The organism is Variovorax paradoxus (assembly GCF_000834655.1).
Classification (GTDB): Bacteria; Pseudomonadota; Gammaproteobacteria; order Burkholderiales; family Burkholderiaceae_C; genus Variovorax; species Variovorax paradoxus_F.
On sequence record NZ_JXQQ01000081.1, the window covers coordinates 1 to 18604 of the forward strand.

17 protein-coding genes are annotated in these 18604 nt (G+C 69.6%); 11 read left to right on the plus strand and 6 right to left on the minus strand.

All coding sequences use genetic code 11. The features are described from left to right. Positions 1 to 195: 195 nt before the first annotated feature. From RT97_RS26140 to RT97_RS26150, 3 genes are read right to left on the minus strand one after another with little or no spacing between them, the layout of a single operon-like run. A complete protein-coding gene (locus RT97_RS26140) occupies positions 196 to 2442 on the minus strand; it encodes a xanthine dehydrogenase family protein molybdopterin-binding subunit (protein ID WP_042581776.1) in 2247 nt (748 codons plus the stop codon). A 12-nt stretch (positions 2443 to 2454) separates the two neighbouring features. Continuing rightward, complete coding sequence (locus RT97_RS26145; RefSeq protein ID WP_042581777.1) at positions 2455 to 2928, minus strand: (2Fe-2S)-binding protein; 474 nt, start codon at positions 2926 to 2928, stop codon at positions 2455 to 2457. A gap of 40 nt (positions 2929 to 2968) precedes the next feature. Continuing rightward, positions 2969 to 3310 (minus strand): c-type cytochrome, encoded by a 342-nt coding sequence (locus tag RT97_RS26150; protein WP_080898439.1) that lies wholly within the window; start codon positions 3308 to 3310, stop codon positions 2969 to 2971. 226 nt (positions 3311 to 3536) lie between these two features. Between RT97_RS26150 and RT97_RS26155 the strand changes: the two genes are divergently transcribed. From RT97_RS26155 to RT97_RS26165, 3 genes are all read left to right on the plus strand, one after another. Beyond that, positions 3537 to 4469, plus strand: a complete 933-nt coding sequence (locus tag RT97_RS26155) for an AraC family transcriptional regulator (RefSeq protein ID WP_080898440.1) — start codon at positions 3537 to 3539, stop codon at positions 4467 to 4469. Between the two features lie 67 nt (positions 4470 to 4536). Continuing rightward, the gene (gene miaA / locus RT97_RS26160) at positions 4537 to 5580 is read left to right on the plus strand and encodes a tRNA (adenosine(37)-N6)-dimethylallyltransferase MiaA (RefSeq protein WP_042581803.1); all 1044 of its coding nucleotides are present in this window, start codon (positions 4537 to 4539) and stop codon (positions 5578 to 5580) included. Further along, on the plus strand, positions 5577 to 6224 hold the full coding sequence (locus RT97_RS26165; RefSeq protein WP_042581779.1) for an ABC transporter ATP-binding protein: 648 nt from the start codon (positions 5577 to 5579) through the stop codon (positions 6222 to 6224). Before miaA ends, RT97_RS26165 begins: the two co-directional genes overlap by 4 nt. 125 nt (positions 6225 to 6349) lie before the next feature. Here the strand turns inward: RT97_RS26165 and RT97_RS26170 are convergent, their stop codons facing one another. Next, positions 6350 to 7306 carry a threo-3-hydroxy-L-aspartate ammonia-lyase gene (locus tag RT97_RS26170; protein ID WP_042581780.1) on the minus strand — a complete coding sequence of 319 codons (957 nt, stop codon included), beginning with the start codon at positions 7304 to 7306 and terminating at the stop codon, positions 6350 to 6352. Positions 7307 to 7420: 114 nt separating this feature from the next. Here RT97_RS26170 and RT97_RS26175 point away from each other — a divergent pair, with 114 nt between their 5' ends. The 5 genes from RT97_RS26175 (at position 7421) to RT97_RS26195 (ending at position 12115) form a co-directional block, all read left to right on the plus strand. After that, positions 7421 to 8122: a GntR family transcriptional regulator gene (locus RT97_RS26175; protein WP_042581781.1), complete on the plus strand. Its 702-nt coding sequence runs from the start codon at positions 7421 to 7423 to the stop codon at positions 8120 to 8122. Then, complete coding sequence (locus RT97_RS26180) at positions 8119 to 8994, plus strand: phytanoyl-CoA dioxygenase family protein (protein ID WP_042581782.1); 876 nt, start codon at positions 8119 to 8121, stop codon at positions 8992 to 8994. The genes RT97_RS26175 and RT97_RS26180 overlap by 4 nt, the downstream gene beginning before the upstream one ends. A gap of 4 nt (positions 8995 to 8998) precedes the next feature. Then, the gene (locus RT97_RS26185; protein WP_042581783.1) at positions 8999 to 10360 is read left to right on the plus strand and encodes an NAD(P)H-dependent oxidoreductase; all 1362 of its coding nucleotides are present in this window, start codon (positions 8999 to 9001) and stop codon (positions 10358 to 10360) included. Positions 10361 to 10511: 151 nt separating this feature from the next. Further along, positions 10512 to 10886, plus strand: coding sequence for a YciI family protein (locus RT97_RS26190; RefSeq protein WP_042581784.1), 375 nt, complete (start codon positions 10512 to 10514; stop codon positions 10884 to 10886). After that, positions 10883 to 12115 (plus strand): RNA polymerase sigma factor, encoded by a 1233-nt coding sequence (locus RT97_RS26195; RefSeq protein WP_042581785.1) that lies wholly within the window; start codon positions 10883 to 10885, stop codon positions 12113 to 12115. The genes RT97_RS26190 and RT97_RS26195 overlap by 4 nt, the downstream gene beginning before the upstream one ends. Positions 12116 to 12124: 9 nt before the next feature. Here the strand turns inward: RT97_RS26195 and RT97_RS26200 are convergent, their stop codons facing one another. Continuing rightward, the gene (locus RT97_RS26200; protein ID WP_437184111.1) at positions 12125 to 12778 is read right to left on the minus strand and encodes an NUDIX hydrolase; all 654 of its coding nucleotides are present in this window, start codon (positions 12776 to 12778) and stop codon (positions 12125 to 12127) included. A gap of 171 nt (positions 12779 to 12949) precedes the next feature. Between RT97_RS26200 and RT97_RS26205 the strand changes: the two genes are divergently transcribed. Both RT97_RS26205 and RT97_RS26210 read left to right on the plus strand, forming a co-directional pair. Continuing rightward, the gene (locus tag RT97_RS26205) at positions 12950 to 13513 is read left to right on the plus strand and encodes an NADAR family protein (RefSeq protein WP_042581787.1); all 564 of its coding nucleotides are present in this window, start codon (positions 12950 to 12952) and stop codon (positions 13511 to 13513) included. Next, the gene (locus tag RT97_RS26210) at positions 13510 to 14409 is read left to right on the plus strand and encodes an ADP-ribosylglycohydrolase family protein (protein WP_042581788.1); all 900 of its coding nucleotides are present in this window, start codon (positions 13510 to 13512) and stop codon (positions 14407 to 14409) included. The genes RT97_RS26205 and RT97_RS26210 overlap by 4 nt, the downstream gene beginning before the upstream one ends. A gap of 13 nt (positions 14410 to 14422) precedes the next feature. On the opposite strand, the gene RT97_RS26215 is transcribed toward RT97_RS26210, so the two are convergent. Continuing rightward, on the minus strand, positions 14423 to 15892 hold the full coding sequence (locus RT97_RS26215) for a serine hydrolase domain-containing protein (protein WP_042581789.1): 1470 nt from the start codon (positions 15890 to 15892) through the stop codon (positions 14423 to 14425). A gap of 85 nt (positions 15893 to 15977) precedes the next feature. Here RT97_RS26215 and RT97_RS26220 point away from each other — a divergent pair, with 85 nt between their 5' ends. Next, entirely contained in the window at positions 15978 to 18587 is a 2610-nt protein-coding gene (locus RT97_RS26220) for an FtsX-like permease family protein (protein WP_042581790.1), read from the plus strand. Positions 18588 to 18604 lie beyond the last annotated feature (17 nt).

Here is an 18604-nt window from a genome sequence, read left to right on the forward strand (position 1 = left end):
CAGCCCAAGCAGGCACCGCTGACGCTGCCGCCCGCGGCCGCTCCGCAGGACATGCGCGACGAGGCGCGCGCGAGCAGCGTGCCCGCGGCGATCTGAAGCCCGACCCGTTATCCGTCAGCCCAATCCAATCCGTTCACGCTGAGCCTCTCGAAGCGCTGCGCGAGGCTTCGACAAGCTCAGCCCGAACGGCGTGGTTCAAGCCAGATTGAACGGCAGCTGCCGCAAAGGCTTGCCCGTCAGCTGCGCGATGGCATTGGCGAACGCGGGCGCCAGCGGCGGCAGCCCCGGCTCCCCCATGCCCTTGGGCGCATCGGCGCTGGGCACGACGTGGATGTCGAACTCCGGCACCTGCGTGATGCGGGCCACGGTGAAATCGCCGAAGTTGCCCTGCTGCACGACGCCGTCCTTCAGCGTGATCGCGCTGCCGGCCAGGCACGTCGACAGCCCCATCACCGCCGCGCCCTGCACCTGCGCCTCCACGCTGCGCGGGTTGACGACCAGGTTGCAGTGCACGCCGCTGGTCACGCGGTGCAGCACCGGCTGGCCGTCCTTGACCGATGCCTCCACCACATAGGCCACCACCGACTCGAAGGACTCGTGCACCGCCACGCCCCAGGCGCGGCCGTCCGCGAGCTTCTTCTTGCCGTAGCCGCTCTTGTCCACTGCCAGTTGCAGCGCGGCGCGATGGCGCGGGTGCTTGTCGCCGAAGAGCTGCATGCGGTAGGCCACCGGGTCCTGCTTCGTGCTGCGGGCGATCTCGTCGATCAGCGTTTCCATGACGAAGGCAGTGTGCGTGGAGCCCACGCTGCGCCACCACAGAACAGGCACGTTGACCTCGGGGTGGTGCACCGTCAGGCGCATCGGCACCGGGTACGGGTCGCGCATGCCCTCCACCGCCGTGGCGTCGATGCCGTCCTTCACCATCATTCCGCCGAACACGGTGCCCGAGGTGATGGACTGGCCCACGATCACGTGGTCCCACGCGAGGATCTTGCCGCGCTCGTCGAAGCCGATGCGCGCGCGATGCAGATGCATCGGCCGGTAGTAGCCGCCCTTGATGTCGTCCTCGCGGCTCCACAAGAGGCGCACGGGCGCATCGAGGCCTGCGGCGCGCGTGGCCTTGGCGATCTCGCAGGCCTCGACCACGAAGTCGCTCGAGCCCACGAAGCGCCGGCCGAAACCGCCGCCCGCCATCTGCACGTTCACCTTCACCTGCGCGGCATCGAGCTTCAGCGTGCGCGCCGCGGCCTGGCCGTCGAGGTCGGCGGACTGCGTACCGACCCACAGTTCGGCGCGGCCGTCCGAGAGCTTCACGGTGCAGTTGATCGGCTCCATCGGCGCGTGCGCGAGGTACGGAAACACGAACTCGGCCTCCAGCTTGCGCGGCGCATTGGCCAGCGGCGCCATGTCGGCGTCGAACTTGCGGTTGCCGGGGCGGCCGGCCAATTCGCGGTACTGGACCAGCTGCCTGTCGCTGTCCACCTTCTCGACGGCGGCCGTGTCCCACTGCAGCTTCAGCGCATCGCGGCCCAGCTTGGCCGGCCAGTACCCGTCGGCCACCACGGCCACGCCTTCGGCGCCGCGGTCCAGCGGAATGCGCACCACGGCCTTGACGCCCTTGACGGCGCGCGCGGCGCTGTCGTCCACCGACGCGAGGCGCGCGCCGAACACCGGCGGATGGGCCACCACCGCCGTGAGTTGGCCGGGCTGCCGCACATCGATGCCGAAGTCCTGACGTCCGCTGCTCTTGGCGCGCGCGTCCAGGCGCGTGGTCGCGCGGCCGATGATGCGGAAGTCCTTCGGGTCCTTCAGCACGACCTTCTCGGGCACCGGCAGCGCCATGGCCGCTTCGGCCAGTTCGCCGTAGCCGAGCTTCCGCCCGCCCGGGCCGATCACCGTGCCGGCCTGCGTGCGCAGCGTGGACACATCGACCTTCCAGCGCGCCGCCGCGGCTGACATCAGCATCGCGCGGGCGCGCGCGCCGAGTTCGCGGTACTGCGTGAAGCTGTTCTTGATCGAGTTGGAGCCGCCGGTCAGGTGCATGCCGAAGAGCGGGTCGGCGTATGCCGCATCGTTCGTGCCGCTGCGGCTGCGCACCAGGGCCCAGTCGGCGTCCAGCTCCTCGGCCAGGATCATCGGCAGGCCGGTCTGCACACCCTGGCCGAATTCGAGGCGGTTGATGGTCACCGTGACTTCGCCGTTGGGCGCGATCTGCACGAAGGCCGAGGGCTGCTGCGTCGGCTTCAAGCCGCCGGCCGCCGGCTTCGCACCGTCGGCCTGCGCCGCGGCCAGATGGGGAAAGGCGCCGAGCACGAGCCCGCCGGCGCCGGCCATTTTCAGGAAGCTGCGGCGAGGCAGCGTGGCGGCCTCGTCGGTGGAAGGCCGTGCCATCAGGCGCTGCAGCGCGCGCGGCAGTTCGTCGTAGTCGATGTTGGGCAGCATGGTGGCGGCTCCTTAAGCGAGGTTGCGGGCCGCATCGGCCACGGCGGCGCGAATGCGCACATAGGTGCCGCATCGGCAGATGTTGCCGGCCATGGCCGAATCGATCTCGTCCACGCTGGGCTGCTTGCCCGCGGGCAGCGACTTCAGGAACGCGGTCGCGCTCATGATCTGGCCGCTCTGGCAGTAGCCGCACTGCGCCACGTCGTGCTTGACCCAGGCGCTGTGCACGGCCGCGCCGACGCGGTCGCTGCCGTCGGTGGCGGCTTCGATCGTGGTGATCTTCTTGCCCTGCGCGGCGGAAATCGGCGTGATGCAGGAGCGGATCGCCTGGCCATCCAGGTGCACGGTGCAGGCGCCGCACAGCGCGGCGCCGCAGCCGAACTTGGTGCCGGTCATGCCCAGCGTGTCGCGCAGGGCCCAGAGGATGGGGGTGCCGGGATCGGCATCGACCGCGTGGTCGCGGCCATTGACGTGGAGCGCACTCATGTTCTTTTTCTCCGTGGGTGGGTGGTTGAAACGATCGGGTTCACTTGGCGCCGTCGAGCAGCCATTGCGCGAGCGCCTGCAGGTCGGGATCGGGGACCTGGGCCTGCGGCGGCATCGGCATCGCGCCCCATTTGCCCGAACTGCCGGCCTTGATGCTGGCGGCCAGTTGCGCGGCCGTGCCCTTGCCGTCGCCGTATTTCGCGCCGATGTCCTTCCACGACGGGCCCACCACCTTGGTGGCGGGCTGGTGGCAGGCGGCGCACGAATACTTCTGCGCCAGCGCCAGGCTCGCGGCGGCGTGCTGCGGCCACATGGCGCCTGCGCCAAGGCCCAGGACCATCGCGAGGGACGCGGTGATGGAAGCGGTCTTTTCTGTTTTCATCGTGGAACCGTGGAAAAAGGAAGTTGTCTGAATCGACGGACGGCCTTCGGCGCACGACACCGCATGCAGCCCAATCCATCGCGGGCCAGTGTCGGGCGAAGACCCTCCGGCCGTTTGCCCAATCCACGCGTGTTCTTGCCTGAAACAACGAGACTGCGCCGGAAACGCGTGGCGAACGAAATGCGCCAGCTAGACTTTTTCGGTGGCGTCATTCGAAAGGATTCAGATGGAAGCAGAAGCGGTACAGGCGGCGAAGCAGGAAGCGTCGGGCGCCGACGACGTCCTGGGCGACCTGACCCGGGCGGTGGCACGCATCGCGCAGAGCGACGGCGACTTCCTCACCGCCATTCCCGAGCTCTCGCTGCACCGCCGCAGCGCCACGACCGACCCGATGCACTGCCTCTACGGATTCGGCGTCGGCATCACCGTGAGCGGGCAGAAGCGGGTGGCGCTCGGCGAGGAGGTGTTCGACTATTCGGCAGGCCAGTCGCTGCTGACGACGGCCGACCTGCCCGTGGTGACGCACATCACCCGGGCCAGCGCGGCGCAGCCCTTCATGGGCCTCATGCTCCGGCTCGACCCGCGCGCCGTCGTGCAGGCCGCCGCCGAGATGGCCTTGCCGCAGCCGACCAGGGATTGCAGCTACCGGGCCATGTCGCTCGGCGATCTCGATGCCACGCTGCTGGGCGCGGTGACGCGGCTCATCGAACTGCTCCACGAGCCAAGGCTGCTCCCGCAGCTCGCACCACTGCTGCAGCAGGAGATCCTGGTGCGGCTGCTCGCGGGGCGCCACGGCCCGCAACTGCAGCGCCTCGTGGCGGTCGGTTCGCCGAGCCAGCAGGTGGTGCAGAGCATGACCTGGCTCAAGCTGAATTTCACGCAGCCCGTGCTCGCGGACGACCTGGCCGCCTCCGTGCACATGAGCCCCTCGACGTTCCGGCAGCACTTCCGTGCCGTGGCGGGCATGAGCCCGATGCAGTACCTGAAGCAACTGCGCCTGCAGGAAGCGCGGCAACTGATGCTGAACCAGGGCATCGACGCCGGCACCGCGGGCGTTCGCGTGGGCTACGAGAGCGCCTCGCAGTTCAGCCGCGAATACGCGCGCCTCTTCGGCGCGCCGCCGCTGCGCGACATCCGGCGGATGCGCGAAACGAACTGAGCCGCCGCCGGGGCCATCCGCGCCCTTGCGCCGGCCGGCGCGCGCCATTTGCTACCCTCGGCGCACCATGTCTCCCAGTTCCGCATCGGCCGCCGAGGCCCCCTCACCGGCATCTTCGGCATCGCCTGCCGCTGCGCCTTCCGGCTTGCCGCGCTACGTGGCGCTCGCCGGCCCCACCGCATCGGGCAAGACGGCCGCCGCATTGGCCCTCGCGAAGCTGCAGCCGGTGGAGATCGTCTCGGTCGATTCCGCCCTCGTCTACCGCGGCATGGACATCGGCACGGCCAAGCCCACGGCGGCCGAGCAGGCCGCGGTGCCGCATCACCTGATCGACATCCTCGATGCGCGCAAGAGCTACAGCGCCGCCGCCTTCGTGGCCGATGCGACGCGGCTCATCGACGAGATTCGCGCACGCGGCGCACTGCCGCTGCTGGTGGGCGGCACGATGCTGTACTTCAAGGCGCTGTTCGACGGCATCGATGCGATGCCCGCAGCCGATGCGGCGGTGCGCGCGCGCATCGATTCGCAAGCCGCCGAACGCGGCTGGCCCGCAATGCACGCACGGCTCGCCGAGGTCGATCCCGTGACGGCCGCGCGCCTTGCGCCGCAAGACAGCCAGCGCATCCAGCGTGCGCTCGAGGTGTGGGAGAGCAGCGGCCAGCCGCTCTCGAGCTTTCATGCGAGCGACAACAAGACCGCCAAGGCCGTGGACGGCGGCGTGCTCTTCTCGCTCGAACCCACCGATCGCGCCTGGCTGCATGCGCGCATTGCCGACCGCTTCGACGCGATGCTCGCCGCGGGTTTTCTCGACGAAGTCAAGGCGCTGCGCGCGCGCGGCGATCTCTCGACCGACCTGCCCTCGATGCGCTGCGTCGGCTACCGGCAGGCGTGGGAAATGCTCGATGCCTGCGGCACGTCCGCGCCAGATGCCAGGGCCATGCAAGACCTGCGCGAGCGCGGCATCGCCGCCACGCGCCAGCTCGCCAAGCGGCAGATCACCTGGCTGCGCAGCATGCCGCAGCGCACCGTGGTCGCCTGCGATGCACCCGACGCGGTGCAGACCGCGGTTCGACTGATTTCAAAGACCACCCTCACCACTTCGCCCGGATGACGCTGCGCATTACCAACCTCGGCAAGCATTACGGCGAAGCGCCGGTCTTCGAAAACGTGACGCTCGAAGTCCAGCCCGGCGAGTTCGTCGCCATCGTGGGCGAGTCGGGCGTCGGCAAGTCGACGCTGCTCAACTGCATGGCGGGCCTGGACACCTGGGACCAGGGCACGGTCATGCACGACGGCACCGACATCGGCGCGCTCGACGGCGAAGCCTGCGCGCTCTGGCGGCGCAGGCACGTCGGCTTCGTGTTCCAGGCGTTCCACGTGCTGCCGCACCTGGACGTGGCGCAGAACGTGTCGCTGCCGCTGATGCTGCTCGGCCAGAAAAAAGACGACGGCCGCGTCGCGCACATGCTCGATGCGGTCGGCCTGCCCGGCATGGGCGCGCGGCTGCCGCAGACGCTCTCTGGCGGTCAGCTGCAGCGCGTGGCGATCGCGCGTGCGCTGGTCCATCGGCCCGCGCTGCTGCTCGCCGACGAGCCCACGGGCAACCTCGACCCGACCACGGCCGCGAAGGTGATGGAACTCCTGATCGGCCAGACGCGCGAGCACGGCGCCTCGCTGGTGCTGGTCACGCACTCCGAGAGCGCGGCCGCCCGCGCGGACCGCCTGCTGCACCTGACGGCCGGCGGGATTCGCTGATCGGAGATTGCGTTCGCTCTACCGAAGCCGTTCGGGCTGAGCTTGTCGAAGCCTCGTGCGTCGCTTCGACGCGCTCAGCGTGAACGGCCCCATCCTTTCGAACGCAGCCCGGTCCCGATATGGGATTACGCGAGCAGCGCCGCGTAGCGCGACAGGTCCACGTTGCCGCCGCTGATCACGATGCCCACGCGCTTGCCGGCGATGGCCTCGCCTGCCGCGATGGCGCCCGCGAAGGCGAGGCAACCCGTCGGCTCCACCACCATCTTCATGCGCTCGGCGAAGAAGCGCATCGCCTCCACGAGCTGGTCGTCGGTCACCGTGAAGATGTCGTCCACGTCGCGCTGGATGATGCCGAAGGTGTACTGGCCCAGGTGCTGCGTCTGCGCGCCGTCGGCGATGGTCTTGGGCGTTTCGATGTGCACGATCTTCCCGGTGCGGAACGACTGCTGCCCGTCGTTGCCCGCCTCAGGCTCCACGCCGTAGACCTTGCAATCGGGCGAGAGCGCCCGCGCCGACAGCGCCGAGCCCGAGAGCAGGCCGCCGCCGCCCAGGCACACGAAGAGGTGGTCAAGCGGCCCGGTTTCCTCGATCAGTTCCTTCACCGCCGTGCCCTGGCCCGAGAGCACGTCCGGGTGGTCATAGGGGGGAATCATCGTCATGCCGCGCTCCTGCGCGAGCTGCTTCGTCACCGCCTCGCGGTCTTCGGTGAAGCGGTCGTACATCACCACTTCGGCGCCATAGCCCTTCGTGGCCGCAACCTTGGCGGCGGGCGCGTCCTTGGGCATGACGATCACGGCGGGCATCGACAGGAGCCGCGCCGACAGCGCGATGGCCTGCGCATGGTTGCCCGACGAGAAGGCGATCACGCCGCCCTTGCGCTGCGCCGCATCGAACCTGGAGAGCGCGTTGAATGCGCCGCGGAACTTGAACGCGCCCATGCGCTGGAAGTTCTCGCACTTGAAGAAGAACTGCGCGCCCCAGCGCTCGTTGGCGGTGGTCGATTGCAGCACCGGCGTGCGGTGGGCGTGGCCTTCGAGCCGCGCGGCCGCGGCGGTGACGTCGTCGTAGGTAGGTAGTTGCATGGGTCGAGCTTAGCGAAGGCTTACGTTTTTTTGCAGACCTCGTCGGTAAAAACCCGGGATGCGCGACGGGCCGGATCTTCGTACTCTGTATACAGAGTTCAAAAGAAAGCCGCCATGCCCGCCCAGCTCGTCAGCATCGAGGTCGCGCCCGACCTCGTGGACCAGGTCTACCGCGCCTTGCTCGGCGCCATCAGCAGCGGTTCGCTGGCGCCGGGCGAGCGCATCACGCAGGAAGACATCGCGCAGCGCCTCTCGGTGTCTCGCCAGCCCGTGCTGCAGGCGCTGCGCCTCCTGAAGAAAGACGGCTTCGTGCACGATGCGCCCGGCCGCGGCGTGCTGGTGGCGCCGCTCGATGCGGAGGGCATGCGCCAGATCTACCAGGTGCGCGGCGTGCTCGACGTGCTGGCCGCGCGCCTGGCGGCGCAGCAGCGTTTTCGCATCGACCCCAAGCTCATCGAACGCGGCCGGCGCGCCGCGCGCGGGCGCAATGTCGAAGCCATGATCGATGCCGACGTGGCCTTTCACCGCGCCATCTACGACGCCTCGGGCAACCCGCTGATCGGCCAGAGCGCCGACCCGCACTGGCGGCACCTGCGCCGCGCGATGGGCGCGGTGCTGCAGGCCGAGCCCCAGCGTGAATCGCTGTGGGACGAGCACGAAGCCATCGCCGCCGCCATCGCCGCGGGCAACGCGGACCGCGCCGCGCGCCTGAGCGAAGAGCACGTCGCGCAGGCCAGCGAGGCGCTGGCCCGGCGCCTCGCCGAGCAGCAGGCCCGCAACGCACCCACTCACACCCACAAAGGAGACAAGGCATGAAGCTGACCCCCGAGCAACGCGCGCAGTTCGAGCGCGACGGCTACCTGTTCTTCCCCGGCCATTTCTCGCCCGAAGAGACCAAGGCCTTGACCGATGCGGTGCCCGATCTCTACAGCAAGCGCGAGGCCTTCAACGTGCGCGAGAAAGGCTCCGACGCGGTGCGCACGAACTTCGCCGCGCACCTGATCAGCGAGCCCTTCGCCAGGCTCGCACGCCACCCGCGCATGGTCGGCCCGGTGATGGATCTCTTCGAGGAAGAGGTCTACATGCACCAGTTCAAGATCAACGGAAAGATGGCCTTTGAAGGCCAGGTGTGGCAGTGGCACCAGGACTACGGCACCTGGCTCAACGACGACCTGATGCCCACCGAGCGCGCGATGAACGTGGCGATTTTCCTGGACGACGTGAACGAGCACAACGGCCCGCTGATGTTCATTCCGGGCAGCCACCGCAAGGGCGTGGTGGATGCGAAGCACGACCTCACGACCACGAGCTACCCGCTCTGGACGGTGGACAACGACCTGATCGCGCAGCTCGTCGATCGCGCCGGCGGCAAGGAGGGCGGCATCGTCTCGCCCAAAGGGCCGGCCGGCTCGATGATCCTCTTTCACAGCTGCCTCGTGCACGCCTCGGGCAGCAATCTCTCGCCCTTCAACCGCGTGGCGGTGTACCTGAGCCTGTGCGCCGTCAGCAACCACATCCGCCGCCACAAGCGGCCCGAATACATCGCGCACCGCGACTTCACGCCCATCGAGATGCTGCCCGACGATTGCCTCCTGAAGCCCTACCCCGTCGATGTGCCATGGAAGCACGGCCTGCCCGAGAGCGCGCTGCAAACGTCGCTCGAAGTGCGCGACACCGCGGAGGCCTGACCCCATGAGCCTTTACTCCCGCCTGCAGCAGCGCGCCGCCGAAGGCCGCCCCATCCGCATCGGCCTCATCGGCGCCGGCAAGTTCGGCTCGATGTACCTCGCGCAGATTCCGCGCACGCCCGGCGTGCAGCTCGTGGCGATTGCTGACCTGTCGCCCGCCGCGGCGCGCGCGAACCTCGAGCGCGTGGGCTGGAAAGCCGAGCGCACCGCCGCGGGCTCGGTGCAGGAGGCGATGAAGACCGGAAACACCTGGATCACCGACGACTGGCAGGCCGTGACGCGCGAGCCCTCCATCAACATCGTGGTCGAGTGCACCGGCAACCCGGTCGCGGCCGTCGACCATTGCCTCGATGCCTTCGCGCACGGCAAGCACGTGGTCAACGTGACGGTGGAGGCCGATGCGTTCTGCGGACCGCTGCTCGCGCACAAGGCGCAGCAGGCGGGCGTGATCTATTCGCTGGCCTTCGGCGACCAGCCCGCGCTCATCTGCGACCTGGTCGACTGGGCGCGCACCTGCGGCTTTCCGGTGGTGGCGGCCGGGCGCGGCCACAAGTGGCTGCCGCACTTCACCGAATCGACGCCCGAGACAGTGTGGAGCAACTACGGCCTCACGCCCGAGCAGGCGCTGCGCGGCGGGCTCAATCCGAAGATGTTCAACAGCTTTCTCGATGGCTCCAAGCCGTCGATAGAGAGCTCCGCGGTGGCCAACGCCACCGGCCTCACCGTGCCGTCGGATGGCCTCCTCTACCCGCCCGCGAGCGTGGAAGACATTCCCTTCGTCACCCGCCCGCGCAGCGAAGGCGGCGTGCTGGAGCGCAAGGGAATGGTGGAGGTGATCTCCTCGCTCGAAGCCGACGGCCGCAAGATTCCGTACGACATCCGCATGGGCGTGTGGGTCACGGTCGAGGCCGAGACCGACTACATCAAGAACTGCTTCGAGGAATACAACGCCCACACCGACCCGAGCGGACGCTACTTCACGCTCTACAAGCGCTGGCACCTGATCGGGCTGGAGGTCGGCATGTCGGTCGCGAGCGTGGCGCTTCGCGGCGAAGCCACAGGCGTGGCCACCTGCTGGAACGCCGACGTGGTCGCCACCGCGAAGCGCGACCTCGCCGCGGGCGAGATGCTCGATGGCGAAGGCGGCTACACCGTGTGGGGCAAGCTGCTGCCGGCCGAGCGCTCGCTGCGCCTGGGCGGCCTGCCGCTCGGGCTGGCGCACAACGTCAAGCTCGTGCGCCCCGTGAAGAAGGGCCAGAGCCTCAGCTGGGCCGACGTGGCGATCGACACGTCGACCGCTGCCTACAAGCTGCGCAGCGAAATGGAAAGCATGTTCTCGGCATCCGTCGACGAGAAAGCGGCCTAAAGACGTAGGTAGCGCAACCGTTGCGCCGCACGGCGATCGCGTAAAAAATAATCTGCGCGGCACGGATCCCCCGTGTCGAAATGACCGGCTGCGGGCCGTCATTGTGGTGAGCGATCCTGCTCAGCAAGCTTTTCCTTCACGGAGAGACACCATGCAGTACATGTTGATGTTCTATCAGCCCGCGGCGGAGTTCGAACAGCGCGACGACCCATCTTCCGCAGCCTACCGGTCCAGCTGGGTCGCGTATGCCGACGCGGTGCGCCAGTCGGGCGTCGCGCTCGGCGGCCACGGCCTCTTGCCGCCCATGACCGGCACCACGCTGCGCATACGAGGCGACAAGCGCCAGGTGCAGGACGGCCCCTTCGCCGACACCAAGGAGCAACTGGGCGGCTACTTGGTGGTCGAGGTGCCCGACCTGGACGCCGCGCTCGAATGGGCGGCGCGGGCGCCCTGCGCTTCAAGCGGTGGCGTGGAGGTGCGGCCGGTTTTTACGGCCACAGCGGCAACCATGGCCGCGGCAGCGTGAGCGCCCCGGCGGCTCATCAGGCCGCCGAAAAGGCGGCGCGCGAATCGTACGGCCGCCTGCTGGCCATCCTCTCGGCACGCACGCACGACATCGCCGCTTCCGAAGACGCGCTCGCCGACGCCTTCGCGCGCGCGCTCGAGCGCTGGCCGTCCGACGGCATTCCCGTGCAGCCCGATGCGTGGCTCCTGAGCGTGGCGCGGCACCGCAAGCTGGACGCCTGGCGCCACAGCCGCGTGCAGGACCAGGCCACGCAAACCCTGCTGCTGCTGGCCGGCGAAATGGACGAGGCCGACGCCGAAGGCAGCGCCGTGCCCGACGAGCGGCTGCGCCTGCTCTTCGTCTGCGCGCATCCGGCCATCGACGCGGCGGCCCGCGCGCCGTTGATGCTGCAGACCGTGCTGGGCCTGGACGCCGCGCGCATGGCCGGCGCCTTTCTCACCGCGCCCGCGACGCTCGGCCAGCGCCTCGTGCGGGCCAAGGCGCGCATCCGCGCGGCGGGCATCCCCTTCGAATACCCCGAGGCGCGCGATCTGCCGCAGCGCCTGCAGGACGTGCTCGACGGCATCTACGCCGCCTACGGCACTGGCTGGGACGACGTCGACGGCGCCGATGCGCTGCCGCGCGGCCTCACCTGCGAGGCCATCGACCTCGGCCGCATCCTCTGCCGCCTGATGCCGGGCGAACCCGAGCCGCTGGGCCTGCTCGCGCTGATGCTCTTCTGCGAAAGCCGCGCCGCCGCCCGGCGCAGCGAGACCGGCGCCTACGTGCCGCTGGACCAGCAGGACACCCTGCGCTGGGACCCCGACCTGCTGGCGGAGGCCGAGCGGTGCCTGCGCCTGGCATCCGAGATGAAGTCGCTCGGCGCCTACCAGCTGGAGGCCGCCATCCAGTCGGCCCACTGCGAACGCCGCGTGGGCGCGCCGGTGGCGCCCGAGGTGCTGGTGTCGCTGTACGAAGGCCTGCTGGCCTTGCGGCCCAGCATCGGCGCGCAGGTCAGCCGCGCCTGCGCGCTTGCGAATGCGCGCGGGCCCGAGGTCGGGCTGCGCGCGCTCGAAGCAATTCCGCCGGACGACGTGGCGAGCTACCAGCCCTTCTGGGCCGCGCGCGCGCATCTGCTCGCAGCCGGCGGCGCGCGTGCCGCGGCGCGGCAGGCCTACGACCGCGCGATCGGGCTGAGCGCGAATGCGGCGGTGCGGGCGTATCTCAACGCGATGTCGCAGCGGCTCTGAGCGATCCGCTTACTTCGCATTGAACGTGCGTGGAAACAGCGCCGCCTGCGAGCGATCGCGCAGGCGGTAGCTCATCGCCGGGCGGCCGAGGCTGCCAGCGACCATGCCCGCCTCTTCCATGAATTCGCCATCGAGCATGCGCTTGCGGAAGGCACTCTTGTCCATGCTGCGGCCCAGCACGACCTCATAGGTGTGCTGCAGCGCCGGCAGGGTGAAAGGTTCTTCCAGCAGAAAGGCCGGCAGCGAGGTGTATTCGACCTTGCTGCGCAGCCGGGCGACGGCTGCGTCGAGCAGCTCGCCGTGATCGAAGGCCAGGCGCTTGCGAGATGCGGCATCGACCTCGAACCAGGCCACCTCGGCCGCGTTGGCACCACTGCGCAACTGCATGGCCTCTGCGGGGATCAGCGCGTAGAAGCAATGCGTGGCCGACCATCCGCGCGGATCGCGCCCCGCGCCGCCCCAGCTGCCCAACTGTTCCAGATAGGGCGTCACCACGCCGGTCTTCTCGCGGAGCTTGCGCAGGGCGCAGTCGAGCAACGTGGCGTCTTCGTCGACGTTCACGAAGCCACCGGGCAGTGCCCACTTGCCCGGAAACGGCTCGGCGGTGTCGGAGGGCCGGCGCACCAGCAGGACCTGCAGGGCATCGTCGAGCACAGTGAACATCACCACGTCGACGGTGACCAGCGGACGCGGAAAGGTCAGGGATGGGATGGTCGACTTTGGGGTGCTCACGATGGTGGCTTGACTCCAGATTTATTAGTTGTACTATACAACCCTTAATTAGTTGCACAGAACAACCAAAAGGAAACCGGGGATAAAACAATGACGAGAAACATGCCCAGCGCGCTGCGCAGCAACGAAGACCTGCTCGTGCACATCGCCCAGGGCCACGCGGTCGACTACCTCTTCTTCTGGGGCCATCAGCTCCCGAAGGACGGCAGCGTCGGCAAGAGCTGCTTCAGCCAGTGGTACGAAGCGCCTTTCACCGTCGAAGGCATCGCCTACCGCACCGCGGAGCATTTCATGATGGCGGGCAAGGCACGGCTCTTCGGCGACGCGGCCACCTGCGAAAGGATCGTTGCTGCGCGCACGCCCGGCGAGGCGAAAAAGCTGGGACGCCAGATCGACAACTTCGATGAGGCGGCGTGGCTCGACGCCCGCTTCGACCTGGTGACGCGCGGCAACATCGCGAAGTTCTCGCAGAACAAGGCGCTCCGTGCGTTCCTGCTCGGCACCGGCCAGCAGGTGCTGGTCGAGGCGAGCCCGGTCGATGCCATCTGGGGCATCGGGCTGGCCGCGACGGACGCGGCGGCGCAGGACCCGCGCACCTGGAAAGGCCTGAACCTGCTGGGCTATGCGCTGATGGCGGCCCGCGACGAACTGAGGGCTGCCCCATGAACGCAACGCGCTACCAAGGGTGCCTGCTCGGGCTGGCCTGCGGCGATGCCGTGGGCACCACCGTGGAGTTCAGCTCACGCGGCAGCTTCACGCCAGTGACCGGGATGCACGGCGGCGGTCCGTTCGGCCTCGAGCCGGGCGAATGGACCGACGACACCTCGATGGCGCTGTGCCTCGCGGCGAGCCTGATCCATTGCCAGGGCTTCGATGCGATCGACCAGATGAACCGCTACTGCAACTGGCGCAACGTCGGCTACATGAGCAGCAACGGGCGCTGCTTCGACATCGGCGGCACGGTGTCGGCGGCCCTCACCCGCTACCTCGCATCGGGCGACCCGTTCGCAGGCGACCCCAGCCCACGCACGGCCGGCAACGGCGCGCTGATGCGGCTTGCGCCGGTGCCGATGTTCTTCGCAGCCAGCGCCGAAGCGACATGGCAACAGGCCGGAGAAAGCAGCCGCACCACCCATGGCGCACAGGAAGCCATCGAGTGCTCGCAACTCTTCGCATTGCAGTTGCGCGCGGCGCTGCTGGGCGAAGGCAAGGCTGCGATCCTCGCCGCAGCGCCGCTGGCGCCCTTGGGTGAAAAAGTCGCAGCGCTGGCGCGCGGCGACTACGCATCGAAACCGATCGAACGCATCAAGGGCTCGGGCTATTGCGTCGAATCGCTCGAAGCGGCGCTCTGGTGCTTCGCGCACACCGATTCCTTCGAGCAGGCAGTGCTCGCAGCCACCAACCTTGGCGACGATGCGGATACCACCGCCGCGATCTGCGGCCAGATCGCGGGCGCCTTCTACGGTGTGGACGGCATTCCAGCCGGCTGGCTGCACAAGCTCGTGATGCGCGAGGAAATCACGCAGATGGCCAACGACCTCCTCGCGCTCGCGCAGCGCTGAAGGCCCCCGCGCCTCACTCCTGCGGCGCGGCGGCCACCTCGCCCATGCGCCGCCCTTCGAGCTGGCTCCCACCCTGCGCCAGTGTCACGCCCACCACCGCATTGCCCTCGCCGCGCTGGAAGACGACCTGCGCACCGATCGCGGCCACCGCGAAGCGGTCGGTGCCCGTCGGCGTGAGCGCGTTGTAGCCGCGCCCCGTTTCGCGCACCAGCAGGCGCCCGTTGCGCACCGTGAAGCCCAGCGCCTTGGTCTTGTTGATGCGGTACTCGCCCTTGTAGTCGTCCAGCCGCTTCGGATCGACAGGCACTTCCGTCGTCGACACCGGGTAGCGGTTCTTGCCGATCGCCAGCATCACAGGCTGCAGCGGCGCGCGCGCGTTGCTGCTGAGCACGATCAGCGCCTCGCCGGTGTCGGGCGCGAGCAGCCACAGCGTGCGGTAGCCCTCGGTGAGGCCCGCGTGGAAATAGGTGCGGCGCCCGCCCTCGGGGCCGCGCACCATCACCGCGTAGCCGATCTCGGCGCCCTCGTAGCGCGCGAGCGGCGTGAGCATGCGCGCCGCGGCCGGCCCCAGCGGGCCGCTTGCGCCGGCCAGGACCGCACGGCTGAAAGTCATCATGTCCGCCGCCGTCGAACGCAGGGCGCTGGCCGGCGCGTAGGCCATCATGTCCAGCAACGGCTGGCGCCGGTCGCCGGCGAAGGCCGGGGCCATGCGCGAGGCCTTGTCGCCGAGCGGGATCACGGTGTCGTTCATGCCCAGCGGCTCGGTGATGCGCGCGCGCACCAGCTCGCCCCATGAGGTGTTGTAGCGCTCGGCCAGCAGTTGCCCGAGCAGCGCCATGCCGAAGTTGCTGTATGCGGCTTCGCACGGCGCAGCCGGCGCGGTGAGCCTGATGCGCGAGAGCGCGGCCCAGAACATTGCCTTGTCGAAGGTGCGCAGCTGCTCGGCGAGCGGCGCACCGCCCGTCACGCCATCGGCCATCACGGGCATGCAGCCCGTGTGGGTAGCGAGCTGCTTCAAAGTGACCGCGGCCACCGCGGGCGGCACGCCGTGCACCTTGCCTGCGAGCACCTTGCCCACGGTGTCGTCCAGCTTGAGGTCGCCGCGCTCCACAGCCTGAGCGAGCAAGAGCCCGGTGAAGACCTTGGTGACCGAGCCGATCTCGAACATCGGTTGCTCGGCGCTGCTGGGCTCGATGGGGCGCGGAGGCGAGAGCGGCTCCGGGTTGTAGGCCGCGCCGTACGAGGCTTTGCCGTTGCGCAAGAGGCCGATGACGAGCGTTCCGCGCTCGGCCCCGAGCGCCGCCTTGGCCAGCACGGCCGGATCGCTCGCGAGGGACAGCGGCTGCTGTTGTTGCTGCGGCGGCGGCTGAAGCTGCGCAGCCGCGCTGTCGGCCAGCAGCGGCGCGAGAACCCATGCCGCGAACCAGCGGCGGCGCATCACCGGGAACATGTCTCTGGACAAGGCTGGGGGCAGGAGCCGCATCGTCGAATTCCTCGGGGCATCGTCGTCGAAAGAGGCGCCATCGTGCCATGCGGATGTAACTGGCGCTGGCAGCCACAATGGACGCATGCGTGCATTGCTCACCACCTTCTCCTGGCAGGAACTGCGTCACCACCCCTGGCGCAACGCGGCGGCCGTGCTGGCCGTGATGCTGGGCGTGGCGCTCGCGTTCTCGGTGCAGCTCATCAACGCCTCGGCGCTCGACGAGTTCTCCAGCGCGGTGCGATCGGTCAATGGCCAGCCCGACCTCGAGGTGCGCGCCGTGCAGGGCAGCTTCGACGAAGCGGTGTTCGCACGACTGGCCCGCCATCCGCAGGTGACGCTCGCGAGCCCGGTGCTCGAGTTCCAGGGCCTGGCCCTAGCCAGCGGCGAAAGGCAGGTGCCGATGCGCGTGATCGGCGTCGATGCGCTGGCGCTCCCCACCATCGCGCCCGCGCTGATGCCGCAGCCCGCGGCCGGCGCCGACCGCTTCGCGCTGTTCGCGCCGGGCCATGTGTTCCTCAACGCTTCAGCGCGCAGCGTGCTGGGCCTGCCGACGGAGGCCAGCGGCAGCACCACCGAGACGGTGCAGCTGCGCAGCGGCGCCACGTGGCACCGGCTCGACGTGGCGGGCCACGTCACGGCCAGCGGCACGGCGCTCGCGGTGATGGACATCGCAGCCGCGCAAGACCTGTTCGACCAGGTCGGCCGGTTGAGCCGCATCGATTTGCGGCTTGCGCCGGGCACCGACCGTCCGGCGTTCATCGATGCGCTCCAGAAATCCCCCGGCTGGCCCGCGGGCGTGCAGTTTGCGGAGCCGGGCGATGCGGCCGAGCGCGTGAGCAACCTCTCGCGCGCCTACCGCGTCAACCTCACCGTGCTGGCGCTCGTGGCGTTGTTCACGGGGGCGTTTCTCGTGTTCTCGGTGCTGGCGTTGAGCGTGGCCAAGCGCGCGCAGCAGTTCGCGCTGCTGGGCGTGCTCGGCCTCACGCCGCGCGAGCGGCTGCGGCTGGTGCTGGCCGAATCGCTGGTGCTGGGCGTGATCGGCAGCGCCGCCGGCCTTGCGCTGGGCACCGCACTCGCGTCCTTCGCGCTGCGGGTGCTGGGCGGCGACCTGGGCGGCGGGTACTTCGAAGGCGTCGCGCCCAAGCTGCACTGGAGCAGCGGTGCCGCGCTGCTCTACGGCGGCCTCGGCGTGGCCGCAGCGCTGGTGGGCGGCTGGTGGCCCGCGCGCGCGGCACAGGCGCTGCCCGAGGCGCAGACGCTCAAGGGCCTCGGTGCCGCGCCCACGCAGAGCCGCAGCCACTGGCTCGCGCTCGGGCTGGTCGCGGCGAGCGCGGCGCTGGCGAACATCCCGGCCATCGGCGGCATTCCGGTTGCGGCGTACCTCTCGGTGGCGTGCTTGCTGGTGGGCGGCATCACTGCCCTGCCCTGGCTGATCGCGCTGCTGTACGACCGCATCGCGCCCGCGTTCGCCGAGCGCGTGCTGCCGATGCTGGCCATCGAGCGCGCGCGGCGCATGCGCGGCACGGCAGCAGTGGCGGTGAGCGGCGTGGTCGCGAGCCTCAGCCTCGCGGTGGCGCTCACGGTGATGGTCGCGAGCTTTCGCGATTCGGTGACGCACTGGCTCGACGTGGTGCTGCCCGCCGACCTGTACGTGCGCGCCACCTCGGGCGGCCGCGGCAGCAACAGCGGAGGCACGAGCAGCACCGACACCGCGACCTTTCCGCCCGCCTTCGTGCAGGCGCTGGCGCAGCTGCCCGGCGTGGCGCGCACAGGCACGCTGCGCACGCAGTCGCTGCAGCTCGATGCCTCGCAGCCGGCCGTGGCGCTGATCGCGCGCAGCCTGGAAGGCAGTGCATCGCAATCGCTGCCGCTGGTCGGCGCCGCATTGCCCGTGCCGCCGGGGCAGATCGGCATCTACGTGAGCGAGCCGATGGTGGAGCTCTACGGCGCGAAGCCGGGCACGGCCTTCGCGCCGCTGGCCGCGGCACTGTCGGCCACCGAGCTCCCCACGACAGCCGCTCACACCTACTTCGTGGCCGGCGTGTGGCGCGACTACGCGCGGCAGTTCGGCGCGATCACGATGGACGCGCGCGACTACGAGCGCATCACCGGCCAGCACGAAGTGAGCGACATCGCGCTGTGGCTCGCGCCGGACGCCTCCGAAGGCGCCGTGCAGGCGGGCGTGCGAGCGCTCGCGGCGCGCCAGGGCGGCGGCTCACCCGAGTCGGTCGAGATCGCCTCGGTCGGGCAGATCCGCACGACGTCGCTGCGCATCTTCGACCGCAGCTTCGCGGTGACCTACTGGCTGCAGGCCGTGGCCATCGCCATCGGCCTCTTCGGCATCGCGGCGAGCTTCAGCGCGCAGGTGCTCGCGCGGCGCAAGGAATTCGGGCTGCTCGCGCACCTGGGATTCACGCGGCGGCAGGTGCTCGCGGTGGTGGCGGGCGAAGGCGCGGCGTGGACGGCGATCGGCGCCGTGGCCGGGCTGGGTCTGGGGCTGGCCGTGTCGGTGGTGCTCGTGAAGGTGGTGAACCCGCAGAGCTTTCACTGGACGATGGACCTGCTCGTGCCGTGGGTGCGGTTGATCGCGCTGTGCGGCGCGGTGGTGGTGGCGGGCACCGTCACCGCGTGGCTGGCGGGACGGGCGGCGGCCGGCAAGGATGTGGTGCTGGCGGTGAAAGAGGACTGGTAAGGCCCGCGTCCTTCAAC